Below are 18,844 nucleotides of genomic sequence, written 5' to 3' on the forward strand. Positions count from 1 at the left end.
CAGCTGGCGGCTGGGGGTCGCAAGACCAAGCGCCTGACCGTGAGCCACGCGTTCCACTCGCCGCTGATGGACGGCATGCTGGCCGAGTTCCGGTCGATCGCTGAGGGGTTGACGTTCAACGCGCCGCAGCTGCCGATCGTTTCGACGCTTGACCAGTCCGCCGATCTGACGTCCCCCGAGTACTGGGTGCGTCATGTTCGCGAGGCCGTCCGCTTCCGCGACGCCGTCGAGACGCTGGAGCGCGAGGGTGTCCGCACCTTCCTGGAGCTGGGCCCCGACGGCACGCTCACCGCGATGGGTCAGGACTGCGCCACCGCCGGGGAGAGCGCTTTCCAGCCGACCCTGCGCGCCGGTCGCCCCGAGGTCCGCACGCTGACCACCGCCCTCGCCGCGCTGCACGTGCGCGGCCTGGAGGTGGACTGGTCGGCGGTCTTCGCCGGCACCGGCGCCCGCCGGATCGACCTGCCCACCTACGCCTTCCAGCGCCAGCGCTTCTGGCCGCGCACGCCGATCATGGCGTCGGGCGACGTCGCGTCGATCGGCCTCGGCGCGGCCGGGCACCCGCTGCTCGGCGCCAGCGTCGAACTGCCGGACTCCGACGGCGTGGTGTTCACCGGCCGGCTCTCCGTGCAGTCGCACCCGTGGCTCGCCGACCACGCCGTGATGGGCTCGATCCTGCTGCCGGGCACCGCCTTCGTCGAACTGGCCATCCGGGCCGGCGACGGCGTCGGCTGCGAGGTCCTGGAGGAGCTGACGCTGGAGGCTCCGCTCGTTCTCCCCGAACGCGGCGGTGTCCAGCTGCGGTTGGCGCTCAGCGCCGCCGACGCCTCGGGCCGCCGCCCGCTGACCATGCACTCCCGCCCGGAGGACGCGCACGCCGAAGAGCCGTGGACGCGGCACGCCACCGGTCTGCTCGCGCCCGGATCGGCTGCTGAGCCGTCGTTCGAGCTGACCGAGTGGCCGCCGGCCGGTGCGGTCGAGGTCGCCGTCGAGGACCTGTACGAGCGGCTGGCCGCCGCCGGATTCGGCTACGGCCCGGTCTTCCAGGGCCTGCGCGCCGCTTGGCGCCACGACGGCGAGGTCTACGCCGAACTCCGGCTGCCCGAGGCCGCGCACGAGGATGCCGCCGAGTACGGCCTGCACCCCGCGCTGCTGGACGCCGCGTTGCACGCGCTCGGCCTCGACATCACCGGCCCGCAGGGTGCGGAAGCTCCCAAGCGCGCCCGCATCCCGTTCGCGTGGAACGGCGTGACCCTCTACGCCACCGGCGCCACCGCGCTGCGCCTGCGGCTCTCCGAGCGCAACCCGGAGACCGCCGCGCTGCTGCTGGCCGACGAGTCCGGCCGGCCGGTCGCCGCCGTCGAGTCGCTGGTCTCCCGCGAGGTCTCCGACAGCCAGGTGCGCAGCGCCCGTGGCGGCTTCGTCGAGTCGCTCTTCCGGGTGGAGTGGGCGGCGCTGCCGGTCTCGGCCGCGCCGGCCGGCCGCTGGGCCGCGCTGGGCACCGAGCTGCTCGGTGCGCCGGCGTTCGCCGATCTGGCCGCGCTGGGCGCGGCGGTGGACGGCGGCCTGACCGCGCCCGACGCCGTCCTCCTCGCGCTGGACACCACTGACGCCAAGACTGACACAGCGTCAACTGTCCGCACAGCACTGCGCAGTGTGCTCGCCGCTGTCCAGCAGTGGCTCGCCGACGAGCGGTTCGCCGACTCCCGTCTGGTCCTGGTCACCCGGGGTGCGGTGGCCGCCGACGCGAGCGGTCTCGGCAACCTGGCACACGCGCCCGTCTGGGGCCTGGTCCGCGCCGCGCAGGGGGAGAACCCCGACCGCCTCGTTCTGCTCGACCTCGACGGCGGAGACTTCTCCCGCGAGGCCCTGTCGGCGGCCCTCGCCGCCGGCGAACCCGAACTCGCCGTCCGTGCTGGTGCGTTGCTCGCTCCCCGGCTGGCCCGAGTGGCCGCCGCCGTCGAGCCGGCGCCGGTCTTCGGCGCCGACGGCACGGTCCTGGTGACCGGTGCCTCCGGCCTGCTGGGCGCACTGGTCGCCCGTCACCTGGTGGCCGAACACGGCGTCAGTAGCCTGCTGTTGGTCTCGCGCCGTGGTGTGGATGCGCCGGGTGCGGCTGAACTGGTGGCCGAGCTTGCTGAGTTGGGTGCCGTCGCGACGGTGGCCGCCTGCGATGTGGCGGACCGCGCCGCGCTCGCTGAGCTGTTGGCGGCGCATCCGGTGTCGGCGGTGGTGCACACCGCCGGTGTGCTGGATGACGGCATCGTCTCCTCGCTCACTCCCGAGCGGCTCGACACCGTCCTGCGTCCGAAGCTGGACGCGGCGCTCAACCTGCACGAACTCACCAAGAACCTGAGCGCGTTCGTGCTCTTCTCGTCCGCCGCCGGCACGATGAGCAGCCCCGGCCAGGGCAACTACGCCGCCGCCAACGTCTTCCTGGACGCCCTGGCCGAGCAGCGCCGCGCCCAGGGCCTCGCAGCCACCTCGCTCGCCTGGGGCCCGTGGGCCGACAGCAGCGGCATGGTCGGCAGCCTGGACGAGCTCGACGTCCAGCGGATGAGCCGTGGTGGCATCCACGGGCTCTCCTCGGCGGAGGGCCTGAGCCTGCTCGACGCGGCCACCGCCACCGGCGAGGCCGCCCTGGTGCCGATCCGCCTCGACCTGGCCGCGCTGCGCGCGCAGGCCGCCGCCGGCACCCTGCCCGCACTGCTGCGCGGCCTGGTGCGGGTGCCGAACCGCCGGGTGGCCAGGTCGGGTTCGGCCGGCGGTTCGGAGCTCACCGGCCGTCTGCTGGCGCTGGCGGCCGGTGAGCGTGAGGCCGCGCTGCTGGAGCTGGTCTGTGGCCGGGTGGCGGCTGTGCTGGGCTACGCCGATGCGAGTGCGGTGGAGTCGAGTCGGGCGTTCAAGGAGTTGGGTTTCGACTCGCTCACCGCCGTCGAGCTGCGCAACGAGCTGAACGGCGTGACCGGCTTGCGGCTGCCCGCGACGCTGGTCTTCGACTACCCGAGCCCGCTGGCGCTGGCCGCCTTCCTGCTCGCCGAACTGCTGGGCGACGTCTCCGACATCACCGTGGCGGGTCCGAACACCCCGATGGCGATCGACGAGCCGATCGCGATCGTCGGCATGGCCTGCCGCTACCCGGGCGGCGTCGAGTCGCCCGAGGACCTGTGGCGACTGGTCTTTGAGGGCGGCGACGCGATCTCCGGCTTCCCGGCCACCCGTGGCTGGGACCTGGCGAGCCTCTACCACCCGGACCCGGACCACCAGGGCACCACCTACGCCCGCGAGGGCGGTTTCCTGCACGACGCCGGTCTCTTCGACCCGGACTTCTTCGGCATCAGCCCGCGCGAGGCGCTGGCGATGGACCCGCAGCAGCGCCTGCTGCTGGAGACCTCGTGGGAGGCCATCGAGCGGGCCGGCATCGACCCGGCCGCGCTGCGGGGCAGCCGGACCGGTGTCTTCGCCGGTGTGATGTACCACGACTACGCCACCGGGATCAGCGAACTGCCGGACGGCGTCGAGGGCTACCTGGGCACCGGTGTGTCCGGCAGCATCGCTTCGGGCCGGGTCGCCTACACCTTCGGTCTCGAAGGCCCGGCGGTCACGGTGGACACCGCGTGCTCCTCGTCGTTGGTCGCGCTGCACTGGGCGATCCAGGCGCTGCGCAACGGCGAGTGCACGATGGCCCTCGCCGGTGGTGTGACCGTGATGGCCACGCCCGAGACCTTCGTCGACTTCAGCCGCCAGCGCGGCCTCTCGGCGGACGGGCGCTGCAAGGCGTTCTCGGACGACGCGGACGGCACGGGCTGGGGCGAGGGCGTCGGCATGCTGCTGGTCGAGCGGCTCTCCGACGCCGAGCGCAACGGCCACCAGGTCCTCGCCGTGGTGCGCGGTAGCGCCGTCAACCAGGACGGCGCTTCGAACGGTCTGACGGCGCCGAACGGCCCGTCCCAGCAGCGCGTGATCAGGCAAGCGCTGTCCAACGCGGGCCTGCCGGCCGACGGCATCGACGCGGTGGAGGCACACGGCACCGGCACCTCGCTGGGTGACCCGATCGAGGCGCAGGCGTTGCTCGCCACCTACGGCCAGGAGCGGTCCGCCGACCAGCCGTTGTGGCTGGGTTCGTTGAAGTCGAACATCGGTCACACGCAGGCGGCGGCGGGTGTCGGCGGCATCATCAAGATGGTGATGGCGATGCGGCACGGTGTGCTGCCGCAGACGCTGCATGTGAACGAGCCATCGCCGAAGGTGGATTGGGCTTCGGGTGCGGTGGAGCTGCTGACCGAGGCGCGGGAGTGGCCGCAGCACGGCCGGCCGCGTCGCGCGGCGGTGTCGTCCTTCGGTATCAGCGGCACCAACGCCCACACGATCCTGGAGTACGTGCCGGCGACCGTGGATGCGCCGGCGGCCGCCGACGAGCCGGCCGCCGCACCTGCCGGTGTGGTGCCGCTGATGCTGTCGGCGAAGAGCGGTGCGGCGCTGGAAGGGCAGGCGGCGCGGCTGCTCTCGCTGCTGGCGGAGCGGCCGGACGCGGGCCTGCTGGACGTGGGCCACTCGCTGCTGGCGTCGCGGTCTGCGTTCGAGCACCGGGCGGTGGTGGTCGCGGGTGACCGCGAGGCGGCGGTGCGCGGGCTGGAAGCGCTCTCCTCGGGTGAGGTCGCGGCGGAGGTCGTGCGCGGTGTGACCGGGTCGGCGGGGAAGGTGGCGTTCGTCTTCCCGGGCCAGGGCTCGCAGTGGGCCGCGATGGGTGCTCGGCTCTGGGAGGAGTCGGCGGCGTTCCGGGCCTCGATCGAGGCGTGCGGCGCGGCGCTGGCGCCGTTCACCGATGGCTGGTCGCTGGAGGACGTGCTGCTCGGCCGGGCCGGTGAGGCGTGGCTGGAGCGGGTGGATGTGGTCCAGCCGGTGCTGTGGGCGGTGATGGTGTCGCTGGCGGAGGTGTGGCGGGCGGCGGGTGTGCGTCCGAACGCGGTGATCGGTCACTCGCAGGGTGAGATCGCGGCTGCGGTGGTGGCTGGTGCGCTGTCCTTGGAGGACGGCGCGCGGGTAGTGGCGTTGCGCAGCCGGGCGATCGCGGGTGGGTTGGCGGGGCTGGGCGGCATGGTGTCGGTCAACTTGCCGGTGTCCGATGTGCGTGAGCGGCTTGCGGTGTGGGGTGAGTCGCGGATTTCGGTGGCGGCGGTGAACGGGCCGTCGTCGGTGGTGGTGTCGGGTGAGCCGGCGGCGCTGGACGAACTGCTGGCGTCGTGTGAGGCGGACGGGGTTCGTGCGCGGCGGGTGCCGGTGGATTACGCCTCGCATTCGGCGCAGGTGGAGTCGATCCGCGGTGAGTTGCTGGAGTTGCTGGCGCCGGTGCGGCCGCGGGTGGGTCAGGTGCCGTTGTTGTCCACGGTGACCGGCGAGTTGGTGGACGGCTCGGGGATGGACGGTGAGTACTGGTTCACCAACTTGCGGGCGACGGTGGAGTTCGAGGGGGCGGTTCAGTCCTTGCTGGCGGACGGCTTCGGGACGTTCGTCGAGGTCAGTGCGCATCCGGTGTTGGCGATGGCGGTGCAGGAGAGCATCGAGGCCGGCGAGCGGGACGCGGTGGCGTTCGGGACGCTGCGTCGCCACGAGGGCGGTCTGGAGCGGCTGTTCGCCTCGCTGGCCGAGGCACATGTGCGCGGCATCCGGGTCGACTGGGACGGGTTCCTGGCCGATCGTGGCGCGCGCCGGATCGAGCTGCCGACCTACGCCTTCCAGCGCGAGCGCTTCTGGCTGGAGTCGGATGGCTCGGTCGCGCGGGCCGAGGCCGTGGTCGACGAGGTGGACTCCCGCTTCTGGGAAGCCGTCGAGCGCGGCGACCTTGCTGAACTGACCGCCACCCTCGACGTGGACGGGGACCAGCCGCTGAGCTCGGTCCTGCCGCAGCTGTCGGCCTGGCGCCGCCAGCACCGCGAGCAGTCCGTGATCGACGGCTGGCGCTATCGGGACAGCTGGCAGCCGGTGGCGGATGCCGCGTCGGGCGTGCTGTCGGGTAGTTGGCTGGTGGTGGTTCCGGCGGGCTGCGCTGAGGACCCGGCGGTGTCGGGTGCGGTGGCGATGCTGACCGGACGTGGTGTGACGGTCCGTCAGATCAACGTCGAGCCGGCCGATGTCGGCCGCGCTCAGCTGGCCGAGCGACTCCAGCAGGCGATGGGCGATGCCCCGGTGGCTGGTGTGCTGTCGCTGTTGGCGCTGGATGAGGCGACCGCTGTGGCCGGGTCGCTGGCGCTGGTGCAGGCGTTGGGTGATGCCAGCGTTGGCGCGCCGTTGTGGTGTGTGACGCGTGGTGCGGTGTCGACAGGTCGTTCGGAGCGGCTGGCGAACCCTGTGCAGGCGCAGGTGTGGGGTCTGGGTCGGGTGGTGGCGCTGGAGCATCCGGAGCGTTGGGGTGGTCTGGTCGACCTTCCCGAGGTGCTCGACGAGCGTGCGCTGTCTCGTCTGGCGGGTGTGCTCACCGGTGGTGAGGATCAGGTCGCGGTGCGGGCGTCGGGTGTCTTCGGTCGCCGGCTGGTGCGGGCGCCGCGTGGTGAGGCGTCGGTGTGGCGGCCGTCGGGGACGGTGTTGGTGACGGGTGGCACGGGTGCGCTGGGTGCGGAGGTGGCGCGTTGGCTGGTGGGCAACGGCGCTGAGCGTCTGCTACTGACGAGCCGGCGTGGCCTGGAGGCGCCGGGCGCGGTGGAACTGCGCGACGAGCTGGTGGGGTTGGGCACGGAGGTCATGGTGGCCGCGTGTGATGTGGCGGATCGTGAGGCGTTGGCCGCGCTGCTCGCGGAGCGGCCGGTGTCGGCGGTGTTCCACACGGCGGGTGTGCTGGACGACGGCGTGGTCGATGGTCAGACGGCGGAGCGGTTCGCGAGTGTGGCTCGTCCGAAGGTGGACGCGGCGCTCAACTTGCATGAACTGACCGATGGTCTGAGCGCGTTCGTGCTGTTCTCGTCGATGGCGGGTTCGGTCGGTAGTGCTGGTCAGGCCAACTACGCTGCGGCGAACGCGTTCCTGGACGCGTTGGCGGAGCAGCGGCAGGCCGATGGTCTGCCGGCTACCTCGATTGCTTGGGGTGCTTGGGCCGAGGCCGGGTTGGCGACGGAGGAGGTGGTCGCCGACCGGCTGCGCCGCGATGGTGTGGCCGGGATGGCACCCGCGCTGGGTATCACCGCGATGCAGCAGGCGCTGGAGAACGGCGACGCCGCCGTCACCATCGGCGACATCGTCTGGGACCGGCTCGCTCCCGAGTTCGCGGCCGTCCGGCCCAGCAAGCTGTTCAACGAGATCCCCGAGGTCCAGCGCCTCCAGGCGGCTGGCGCCCAGGCGGGCGGCACGGATGCCACCGCCGGCCCCGGCTCCCCGCTGACCACCCGCTTGGCGGGGCTGTCGGCGGTGGAGCAGGGTCGGGCGTTGCTGGAGCTGGTGCGGGCGCAGGTCGCGGCCGTGCTGGGGTACGCGGACGGCAGTGCTGTCGAGGGTGGTCGCGCGTTCAAGGAGCTCGGGTTCGATTCGCTGACGGCGGTCGACCTGCGCAACCGGATGAACGCGGCGACCGGTCTGCGGCTGCCGGCGACGCTGGTCTTCGACTACCCGTCGGCCACCGCGCTCGCCGAGCACCTGCGCTCCGAACTGCTCGGTGCGCAGCCGGTGACCACGGTCGTCCCGGCCACGTTCGCCGCCGCGGCCGATGACGAGCCGATCGCCATCGTTGCCATGAGCTGCCGCTTCCCCGGCGGGGTGACCTCGCCCGAGCAGCTGTGGCAGCTGCTCATCGAGGGTGGCGACGCGGTCGTGGACTTCCCGACCGACCGCGGCTGGGACCTCGACTCGCTCTTCGACGACGACCCCGACCAGCTCGGCAAGGTCTACACCCGCAAGGGCGCCTTCCTGCACGACGCCACCCGGTTCGACCCCGCGTTCTTCGGCATCAGCCCGCGCGAGGCGACCACCATGGACCCGCAGCAGCGACTGCTCCTGGAGACCTCCTGGGAGGTCTTCGAGCGGGCCGGCATCGACCCGACCACGCTGCGCGGCAGTCAGGCCGGTGTCTTCATCGGCACCAACGGCCAGGACTACATCTCGCTGCTGGGCGAGGGTCAGGAGGGCATGGAGGGCCACCGGTTGACCGGAACGGCCACCAGCGTGCTGGCCGGACGGCTGTCCTACACCTTCGGCCTGGAGGGCCAGGCGGTCTCGGTCGACACCGCCTGCTCGGCCTCGCTGGTCGCCCTGCACCTCGCCGTTCAGGCGCTGCGCAACGGCGAATGCACGATGGCGCTGGCCGGCGGTGTGACCGTGATGTCGACGCCCGACCTGTTCATCGAGTTCAGCCGCCAGCGCGGTCTCTCCGTCGACGGCCGGTGCAAGGCCTTCGCCGGTGCGGCCGACGGCACCGGCTGGGGCGAGGGCGCCGGCATGCTGCTCGTGGAGCGGCTCTCGGACGCCCAGCGCAACGGACACCCGGTGCTGGCGATCGTGCGCGGTTCGGCGGTGAACCAGGACGGTGCTTCGAACGGTCTGACGGCGCCGAATGGTCCCTCGCAGCAGCGGGTGATCCGGCAAGCGCTCTCCAGCGCGGGGCTGACGGCGGACCAGGTCGACGCGGTCGAGGCGCACGGCACGGGCACCAGGCTCGGTGACCCGATCGAGGCGCAGGCGCTGCTGGCCACCTACGGTCAGGAGCGGCCGGCAGGCCGTCCGCTGCTGCTCGGTGCGGTGAAGTCGAACATCGGGCACACCCAGGCGGCCGCCGGTGTCGCGGGCGTGATCAAGATGGTCATGGCGATGCGGCACGGTGTGCTGCCGCCGACCCTGCACGTCGATGAGCCGACGCCGCAGGTGGATTGGTCGGCGGGCGCGGTCTCGCTGCTGACCGAAGCGACCACGTGGCCTGAGACCGGCGCGCCGCGCCGGGTCGGCATCTCGGCCTTCGGTGTCAGCGGGACCAACGCGCACACGATTCTGGAGCAGGCGCCTTCGGGCGAGCCGGAGCCGGTCGTCGAGGCGACGGTGTCGCCGTCGGTGCTGCCGGTGCTCCTCTCCGCGAAGAACGACGCCGCGCTGCGCGCCCAGGCACAGGAACTGCTCGCCCAGGTCGACGCCGACGAGGCGGTGCGCCTCGCCGACCTCGGCTACTCGCTCGCCACGACGCGCGCGGCCTTCGAGCAGCGCGCCGCGATCGTGGCGGGTGAGCGGGAGGAACTGCTGGGCGGTCTGCGCGGGTTGGTGGCGGGGGAGTCGGCGGTTCAGGTGGTCGTGGGTTCGGTGGTGGAGGGTCGGACGGCGTTCCTGTTCACCGGTCAGGGCAGTCAGCGGGCGGGGATGGGCGCGGAGTTGTACAGCGCTTTCCCGGTGTTCGCGGATGCGCTGGATGAGGTGTTCGCGCATCTGGACCAGTACTTGGATCGGCCGCTGCGTGAGGTGATGTTCGCCGCTGAGGGCGAGTTGCTGAACCAGACTGGTTACACGCAGCCGGCGTTGTTCGCGGTCGAGGTGGCGCTGTTCCGGCTGGTCGAGGCGTGGGGTCTGCGCCCGGACTTCCTGGCGGGTCACTCGATCGGTGAGCTGGCGGCCGCGCACGTGGCGGGCGTGCTCTCCCTCGCTGATGCCGCCAAGCTCGTCGCGGCCCGTGGCCGCCTGATGCAGGCACTTCCCGCCGGTGGCGCGATGGTGGCGGTGCAGGCCGCTGAGGACGAGGTGCTGCCGCTGCTGGCGACGCGCTCGGATGTCGGTATCGCCGCTGTCAACGGTCCGACCTCGGTGGTGCTTTCGGGTGCCGAGGCAGCCGTCCTGGAGATCACGGAGCAACTCGCGGCCGAGGGCCGCAAGACCAAGCGCCTGACCGTGAGCCACGCGTTCCACTCGCCGCTGATGGACGGCATGCTGGCCGAGTTCCGGTCGATCGCTGAGGGGTTGACGTTCAACGCGCCGCAGCTGCCGATCGTCTCGACGCTTGACCAGTCCGCCGATCTGACCTCGCCCGAGTACTGGGTGCGTCACGTTCGCGAGGCCGTCCGCTTCGCCGAGGCGATCACCACCCTGGAGCGCGAGGGTGTCCGCACCTTCTTGGAGCTGGGCCCCGACGGCACCCTCTCCGCGATGGGCCAGGACTGCGCCACCGCCGGGGAAAGCGCCTTCACGCCGACCCTGCGCGCCGCCCGTCCCGAGGCCCGCACGCTGACCACCGCCCTCGCCGCGTTGCACGTGCGCGGCGCCGTGGTGGACTGGTCGGCGGTCTTCACCGGCACCGGCGCCCGCCGGATCGACCTGCCCACCTACGCCTTCCAGCGCCAGCACTACTGGCCCGAGCGCCCGTTCGCCACCACCGGTGACGTCACGGCCGTCGGCCTCGCGCTGGCCGGCCACCCCCTGCTCGGCGCGGCCGTCTCGCTCGCCGCCGCCGACGGCTTCCTCTTCACGGGCCGGCTCTCGGTGCAGTCGCACCCGTGGCTCGCGGACCACGCCGTGATGGGTTCGGTGCTGCTGCCGGGCACTGCCTTCGTGGAGTTGGCGATCCGGGCCGGCGACCAGGTCGGCTGCGAGGTCCTGGAGGAGCTGACGCTGGAGGCCCCGCTCGTTCTCCCCGAGCACGGTGGCGTCCAGCTGCAGCTCTCCGTGGAGGCCGCCGACACGTCGGGCCGCCGCGTGGTCAGCCTGCACTCCCGGCCGCAGGACGCGCTCGGCGTGGAGCCGTGGACGCGGCACGCCACCGGTCTGCTCGCGCCCGGCTCGGCTGCTGAGCCGTCGTTCGAGCTGACCGAGTGGCCGCCGACCGGCGCGACCGTGGTCGGCGTCGAGGACCTGTACGAGCGGCTGGCTGCCGCCGGCTTCGGCTACGGCCCGGTCTTCCAGGGCCTGCGGGCCGCCTGGCGCCTGGGCGAGGACGTCTACGCCGAGGTCCGGCTGCCGGAGGCCGCGCATGGCGATGCCGCGCTCTTCGGCCTGCACCCGGCACTGCTGGACGCCGCGCTGCACGCGGTGGGCCTGGGCAACCTGCTGGAGACCGACGGCGGCGGGCGGCTCCCGTTCGCCTGGAACGGTGTGACCCTGCACGCGGCCGGAGCGTCGGCGGTGCGGGTGCGGATGTCCCCGGCGGGCCGCGACACGGTGTCGCTGGTGCTGGCGGACGAGTCGGGTCGACCGGTCGCCTCGGTCGGCTCGCTGGCGATGCGCGAGGTGTCCGAGGAGCAGGTGCGCGCTGCCGGTGGCGGGTTCACGGACTCGCTCTTCCGGGTGGCGTGGCAGCCGCTCGCGGTGCCGGCCGGGTCGGCCGGCCGCTGGGCGGCACTGGGCGCAGCGACGTTCGGTGCGCCGGCTTTCGTCGATCTGGCGGCGCTGGGTGCGTCGGTGGACAGCAGCCTGACCGCGCCCGAGGTGGTCTTCCTCGCACTGGACGCGGGCACCGAGACTGACACTGCGTCAACTGTCCGGTCTGGCCTGCACGGTGTGCTCGCGGTGGTCCAGGAGTGGCTGGCGGACGAGCGGTTCGCCGACTCCCGCCTGGTGCTGGTGACCCGGGGCGCGGTGGCCGCCGACGCGAGCGGAATCAACGACCTGGCGCACGCTCCGGTGTGGGGCCTGGTGCGCTCTGCGCAGTCGGAGAACCCCGGCCGGTTCGTGTTGCTGGATCTGGACGGCGAGGAGGCGTTCGGCTCGCTGCCCGGCGCCCTGGCGTCCGGCGAACCGGAGTTGGCGATCCGCGCGGACGAGGTCCTGGTGCCCCGGCTGGCCCGGGTGGCCGCCGCCGTGGAGTCGGCGCCGGTCTTCGCCGCCGAGGGCACGGTCCTGGTGACCGGCGCGTCCGGCCTGCTGGGTGGTCTGGTGGCTCGCCACTTGGTGGCGGAGCACGGGGTGCGCAGCCTGCTGCTGGTCTCGCGGCGTGGTGCGGATGCGCCGGGTGCGGCTGAACTGGTGGCTGAGCTTGCTGAGTTGGGCGCCGTCGCGACGGTGGCCGCCTGCGATGTGGCGGACCGTGACGCGCTGGCCGAGCTGTTGGCGGCGCATCCGGTGTCGGCGCTGGTGCACACCGCCGGTGTGCTGGATGACGGAATCGTCTCCTCGCTCACCCCCGAGCGGCTCGACACCGTCCTGCGCCCGAAGCTGGACGCGGCGCTCAACCTGCACGAACTCACCAGCGACCTGAGCGCGTTCGTGCTCTTCTCGTCCGCCGCCGGTATCTTCGGCGGACTCGGCCAGGGCAACTACGCCGCCGCGAACGTTTTCCTGGACGCCCTCGCCGCTCGGCGCCGTGCCCAGGGCCTCACCGCCACCTCGCTCGCCTGGGGCGCCTGGGCGAACGGCGGCATGATCGGCAGCCTCGCCGAGGTCGACGTCCAGCGGATGAGCCGCGGCGGCGTCCAGGGCATGACGGCCGCCGAGGGCCTGGCGCTGTTCGACGCCGCGTGCGCCGTCGACGACGCCATGCTGGTGCCGATGCGTCTCGACCTGACCGCTCTGCGGGCCGAGGCCGTGGCCGGCACGCTGCCGCCGCTGCTGCGCGGGCTGGTCCGGGTGCCGACCCGACGCGCCGTCGAGGCCGGCCCCGCTGGTGCGGCGGCCGGCTCCTCCCTGGCACGGACGCTGCTGGCGCTGGCGGCCGGTGAGCGTGAGGCCGCGCTGCTGGAGCTGGTCTGTGGCCGGGTGGCGGCTGTGCTGGGTTACGCCGATGCGAGTGCGGTGGAGTCGAGTCGGGCGTTCAAGGAGTTGGGTTTCGACTCGCTGACCGCCGTCGAGCTGCGCAACGAGCTGAACGGTGTGACCGGTCTGCGGCTGCCCGCGACGCTGGTCTTCGACTACCCGAGCCCGCTGGCGCTGGCGTCCTTCCTGCTCGCCGAACTGCTCGGCGACGACTCCGAGTCGGCGCCGACCGTGCCGACCACGGTCGTCGGCGATGATCCGATCGCGATCGTCGGCATGGCCTGCCGCTACCCGGGCGGCGTCGAGTCGCCCGAGGATCTATGGCAGCTGGTCTTCTCCGGCGCGGACGCGATCTCCGGGTTCCCGGCTTCTCGTGGCTGGGACCTGGACGGTCTCTACCACCCGGACCCGGACCACCAGGGCACCTCGTACGTCCGGGAAGGCGGTTTCCTGCACGACGCGGGCCTGTTCGACCCGTCCTTCTTCGGCATCTCGCCGCGCGAGGCGCTCGCCATGGACCCGCAGCAGCGTCTGCTGTTGGAGACCTCGTGGGAGGCCATCGAGCGGGCCGGCATCGACCCCGCCAGCCTGCGAGGTAGCCGGACCGGCGTATTCGCCGGTGTGATGTACCACGACTACGCCAGTGGCATCAGCGAACTGCCCGAGGGCGTCGAGGGACACATCGGCACCGGAGTCTCGGGCAGCATCACCTCGGGCCGGGTCTCCTACACCCTGGGCCTGGAGGGCCCGGCGGTCACGGTGGACACCGCGTGCTCCTCGTCGTTGGTCGCGCTGCACTGGGCGATCCAGGCGCTGCGCAACGGCGAGTGCACGATGGCACTGGCCGGTGGCGTGGCGATCATGTCCACCCCGGAGGTCTTCGTCGACTTCAGCCGCCAGCGCGGCCTGTCGACCGACGGGCGCTGCAAGGCGTTCTCGGACGATGCGGACGGCACGGGCTGGGGCGAGGGCGTCGGCATGCTGCTCGTCGAGCGGCTCTCCGACGCCGAGCGCAACGGCCACCAGGTGCTGGCGGTGGTACGTGGCTCGGCGGTGAACCAGGACGGCGCCAGCAACGGTCTGACCGCGCCGAACGGGCCGTCGCAGCAGCGGGTGATCCGGCAAGCGCTCTCCAGCGCTGGTCTGACGGCTGATCAGATCGACGCGGTGGAGGCACACGGGACGGGGACGCCGCTGGGTGACCCGATCGAGGCGCAGGCGCTGCTGGCCACCTACGGCCAGGAGCGGTCTGCGGACCAGCCGTTGTGGCTGGGTTCGTTGAAGTCGAACATCGGTCACACGCAGGCGGCGGCGGGTGTGGGCGGCATCATCAAGATGGTGATGGCGATGCGCAATGGTGTGTTGCCGCGGACGTTGCATGTGAACGAGCCGTCGCCGAAGGTGGATTGGGCTTCGGGTGCGGTGGAGCTGCTGACCGAGGCGCGGGAGTGGCCGCAGCATGGTCGGCCGCGTCGTGCGGCGGTGTCGTCCTTCGGCATCAGCGGCACCAACGCCCACGTCCTCCTCGAGCAGGTTCCGGTGGTGGAGCCGGCTGCTGCTGCCGCCACCGGCCCGGTGCCGCTGGTGTTGTCCGCGAAGAGCGGTGCGGCGTTGGAGGGGCAGGCGGCGCGGCTGCTCTCGCTGCTGGCGGAGCGGCCGGACGCGGGCCTGCTGGACGTGGGCCACTCGCTGCTGGCGTCGCGGTCTGCGTTCGAGCACCGGGCGGTGGTGGTCGCGGGTGACCGCGAGGCGGCGGTGCGCGGGCTGGAAGCGCTCTCCTCGGGTGAGGTCGCGGCGGAGGTCGTGCGCGGTGTGACGGGGTCGGCGGGGAAGGTGGCGTTCGTCTTCCCGGGCCAGGGCTCGCAGTGGGCGGCGATGGCGGTGGAGTTGCTGGAGAGCTCGCCGGTGTTCGCGGAGCGGATGGCGGAGTGCGCGGCGGCGTTGGCGCCGTTCGCGGACGGCTGGTCATTGTTGGACGTGGTGCGGGGCACGGCTGGTGAGGCGTGGTTGGAGCGGGTGGATGTGGTCCAGCCGGTGCTGTGGGCGGTGATGGTGTCGCTCGCGGAGGTGTGGCGGGCGGCGGGTGTTCGCCCGGCTGCGGTGATCGGTCACTCGCAGGGTGAGATCGCGGCTGCGGTGGTGGCTGGTGCGCTGTCCTTGGAGGACGGCGCGCGGGTAGTGGCGTTGCGCAGCCGGGCGATCGCGGGTGGGTTGGCGGGGCTGGGCGGCATGGTGTCGGTCAACTTGCCGGTGTCCGATGTGCGTGAGCGGCTTGCGGTGTGGGGTGAGTCGCGGATTTCGGTGGCGGCGGTGAACGGGCCGTCGTCGGTGGTGGTGTCGGGTGAGCCGGCGGCGCTGGACGAACTGCTGGCGTCGTGTGAGGCGGACGGGGTTCGGGCGCGGCGGATCCCCGTCGACTACGCGTCGCACTCGGCGCAGGTGGAGTCGATCCGCGCTGAGTTGCTGGAGTTGCTGGCGCCGGTGCGGCCGCGCGCCGGGCAGGTGCCGCTGCGCTCGACGGTGACCGGCGAGCTGGTGGACGGCTCGGGCATGGACGCCGAGTACTGGTACACCAATCTGCGCACGACGGTGGAGTTCGAGGGGGCGGTTCAGTCCTTGCTGGCGGACGGCTTCGGGACGTTCGTCGAGGTCAGTGCGCATCCGGTGTTGGCGATGGCGGTGCAGGAGAGCATCGAGGCCGGCGAGCGGGACGCGGTGGCGTTCGGGACGCTGCGTCGCCACGAGGGCCGTCTGGAGCGGCTGTTCGCCTCGCTGGCCGAGGCGCATGTGCGCGGCATCCGGGTGGACTGGGACGGGTTCCTGGCCGATCGTGGCGCGCGGCGGATCGAGCTGCCGACCTACGCCTTCCAGCGCGAGCTGTTCTGGCTGGAGGCGATGGCGCCGGTGGCAGCCATCGCGCCGGTCGACCAGCTGGACGCGCGCTTCTGGGAGGCGGTCGAGAGCGAGGACTTGGACGCGCTGGCCGCGACCCTGGAGGTCGAAGGCGGCAGCGAGCTGAGTGCCGTGCTGCCGATGCTGTCGGCCTGGCGCCGGCAGAGCCGCGAGCAGTCGACCGTGGACGCGTGGCGCTACCGGATCAGCTGGCAGCCGGTGGCGGACGCGGGTTCGGGTGTGCTGTCGGGCAGTTGGCTGGTGGTGGTCCCGGCCGGTCAGGCCGAGGACCCGGCGGTGGCCGGCGTGCTGGCGATGCTGACCGGGCGCGGCGTGGACGTCCGCCAGGTCACGGTTGCCGACGCGGAGCGCGGCCTCATCGCCGCCGGCCTCCAGCAGGCAGCGGGCGAGGACCGGATGGCCAGCGTGCTCTCGCTGCTGGCGCTGGACGAAGTGGACGCTGTGGCCGGTTCGTTGGCGTTGGTGCAGGCGCTGGGTGATGTCGAGATTGGTGCGCCGCTGTGGTGTGTGACGCGGGGTGCGGTGTCGACGGGTCGCTCGGAGCGGTTGGTGAGTGCGGTGCAGGCCCAACTGTGGGGCCTGGGTCGGGTGGTGGCATTGGAGCACCCGGACCGTTGGGGTGGTCTGGTGGACGTCCCGGAGATGCTGGACGATCGGGCGCTGTCCCGCCTCGCGGGTGTGCTGGCCGGAGCGGGGGGTGAGGACCAGGTCGCGGTTCGTGCGTCGGGGGTCTTCGGTCGCCGGCTGGTGCGGGCGCCGCGTGGTGAGGCGGTGGCGTGGAGCCCGTCGGGGACGGTGTTGGTGACGGGTGGTACGGGTGCGCTGGGTGCGGAGGTGGCGCGTTGGCTGGTGGGCAACGGCGCTGAGCGTCTGCTACTGACGAGCCGGCGTGGCCTGGAGGCGCCGGGCGCGGTGGAACTGCGCGATGAGCTGGTGGGGTTGGGCGCGGAGGTGACGGTCGCGGCGTGTGATGTGGCGGATCGTGAGGCGTTGGCCGCGCTGCTCGCGGAGCGGCCGGTGTCGGCGGTGTTCCACACGGCGGGTGTGCTGGACGACGGAGTGGTGGACGGTCAGACGGCGGAGCGGTTCGCGAGTGTGGCTCGTCCGAAGGTGGACGCGGCGCTCAACTTGCATGAACTGACCGATGGTTTGAGTGCGTTCGTGCTGTTCTCGTCGATGGCGGGTTCGGTCGGTAGTGCTGGTCAGGCCAACTACGCTGCGGCGAACGCGTTCCTGGACGCGTTGGCGGAGCAGCGGCAGGCTGACGGTCTGCCGGCTACCTCGATTGCTTGGGGTGCTTGGGCTGAGGCGGGGTTGGCGACGGAGGAGGTGGTCGCTGACCGGCTGCGCCGCGATGGTGTGGTCGGGATGGCACCGGCGTTGGGTATCACGGCGATGCAGCAGGCGCTGGAGAACGGCGACGCCGCCGTCACCATCGCAGCCGTCGACTGGGACAAGGTGGCGGCCGAGACGGCCGCCGTCCGCCCGAGCAAGCTGTTCAACGAGATCCCCGAAGCTCGAAAGGTCATGGAGGCCGCGCTTGCGCCGGCCGCTGCCGCTGACGGAGAGTCCTCGCTGATGCGCCGTCTGGCGGGGCTGTCGTCGGTGGAGCAGGGTCGGGCGTTGCTGGAGTTGGTGCGGGCGCAGGTGGCGGCCGTGCTGGGGTACGCGGACGGCAGTGCTGTCGAGGGTGGTCGGGCGTTCAAGGAGCTCGGGTTCGATTCGCTGACGGCGGTCGACCTGCGTAACCGGATGAACGCGGCGACCGGTCTGCGGCTGCCGGCGACGCTGGTCTTCGACTATCCGTCGGCCACCGCGCTGGCCGAGCACCTGCGCTCCGAACTGCTCGGCGCGCAGCCGGTGACCACGGTCGTCCCGGCCACCTTCGCCGCCGCGGCCGATGACGAGCCGATCGCCATCGTTGCCATGAGCTGCCGCTTCCCCGGCGGTGTCAGCACCCCCGAGCAGCTGTGGCAGCTGCTGCTCTCCGGCGAGGATGCGATCGGCGGGTTCCCGACCGACCGTGGCTGGGACATCGAGCACCTCTACCACCCGGACCCGGACCACCAGGGCACCACGTATGCCCGTGGCGGTGGATTCCTGGACGGCGTCACGGAGTTCGACTCGACCTTCTTCGGCATCTCGCCGCGCGAGGCACTGTCGATGGACCCGCAGCAGCGCCTGCTGCTGGAGACCTCCTGGGAGGCGTTCGAGCGGGCCGGTATCAACCCGACCAGCCTGCGCGGCAGTCAGGCCGGTGTCTTCATCGGCACCAACGGCCAGGACTACGCCAACCTGCTGGTCGACGGCCTGGAGGGGGTGGAGGGCCACCGGCTGACCGGGACGGCCACCAGCGTGATCTCCGGACGGCTGTCCTACACCTTCGGCCTGGAGGGTCCGGCGGTCTCGGTCGACACCGCCTGCTCGGCCTCGCTGGTCGCGCTGCACATGGCGGTTCAGGCGCTGCGCAACGGCGAGTGCTCGCTGGCGCTGGCCGGTGGTGTGACGGTGATGTCGACGCCTGACCTGTTCGTGGAGTTCAGCCGCCAGCGCGGCCTGTCGGCCGATGGCCGGTGCAAGGCCTTTGCGGGTGCGGCCGACGGTACGGGCTGGGGTGAGGGTGCGGGCATGCTGCTCGTGGAGCGGCTCTCCGACGCGCAGCGCAACGGGCACCCCGTGTTGGCGGTGGTCCGCGGTAGCGCGATCAACCAGGACGGTGCTTCGAACGGTCTGACGGCGCCGAACGGCCCTTCGCAGCAGCGGGTGATCCGGCAAGCGCTCTCCAGCGCGGGGCTGACGGCGGACCAGGTCGACGCGGTGGAGGCGCACGGCACGGGCACCAGGCTCGGTGACCCGATCGAGGCGCAGGCGCTGCTGGCCACCTACGGGCAGGAGCGGCCGGCGGGCCGTCCGCTGCTGCTCGGTGCGGTGAAGTCGAACATCGGGCACACCCAGGCGGCCGCCGGTGTGGCGGGCGTGATCAAGATGGTCATGGCGATGCGGCACGGCGTACTGCCTCGTACTCTGCACGTCGATGAGCCCACCTCGCACGTGGACTGGTCGGCAGGAGCGGTGGAACTGCTCACCGAGACGACCGACTGGCCGCAGACCGGCGCCCCGCGCCGGGTCGGCATCTCGGCCTTCGGCATCAGTGGCACCAACGCGCACACGATTCTGGAGCAGGCGCCTTCGGGCGAGCCGGAGCCGGTCGTCGAGGCGACGGTGTCGCCGTCGGTGCTGCCGGTGCTCCTGTCCGCGAAGACCGATGCTGCGCTGCGGGCTCAGGCCG

Annotated in this window: 1 protein-coding gene; it reads left to right on the forward strand. The window is 72.4% G+C overall.

The annotated features are described in order from the left end of the window. A partial coding sequence (locus P3T41_RS36335; RefSeq protein WP_280694940.1) for a type I polyketide synthase occupies positions 1-18,844 on the forward strand: 18,844 nt, incomplete at both ends.

This window comes from Kitasatospora sp. GAS204B (assembly GCF_029892155.1).
GTDB lineage: Bacteria > Actinomycetota > Actinomycetes > Streptomycetales > Streptomycetaceae > Kitasatospora.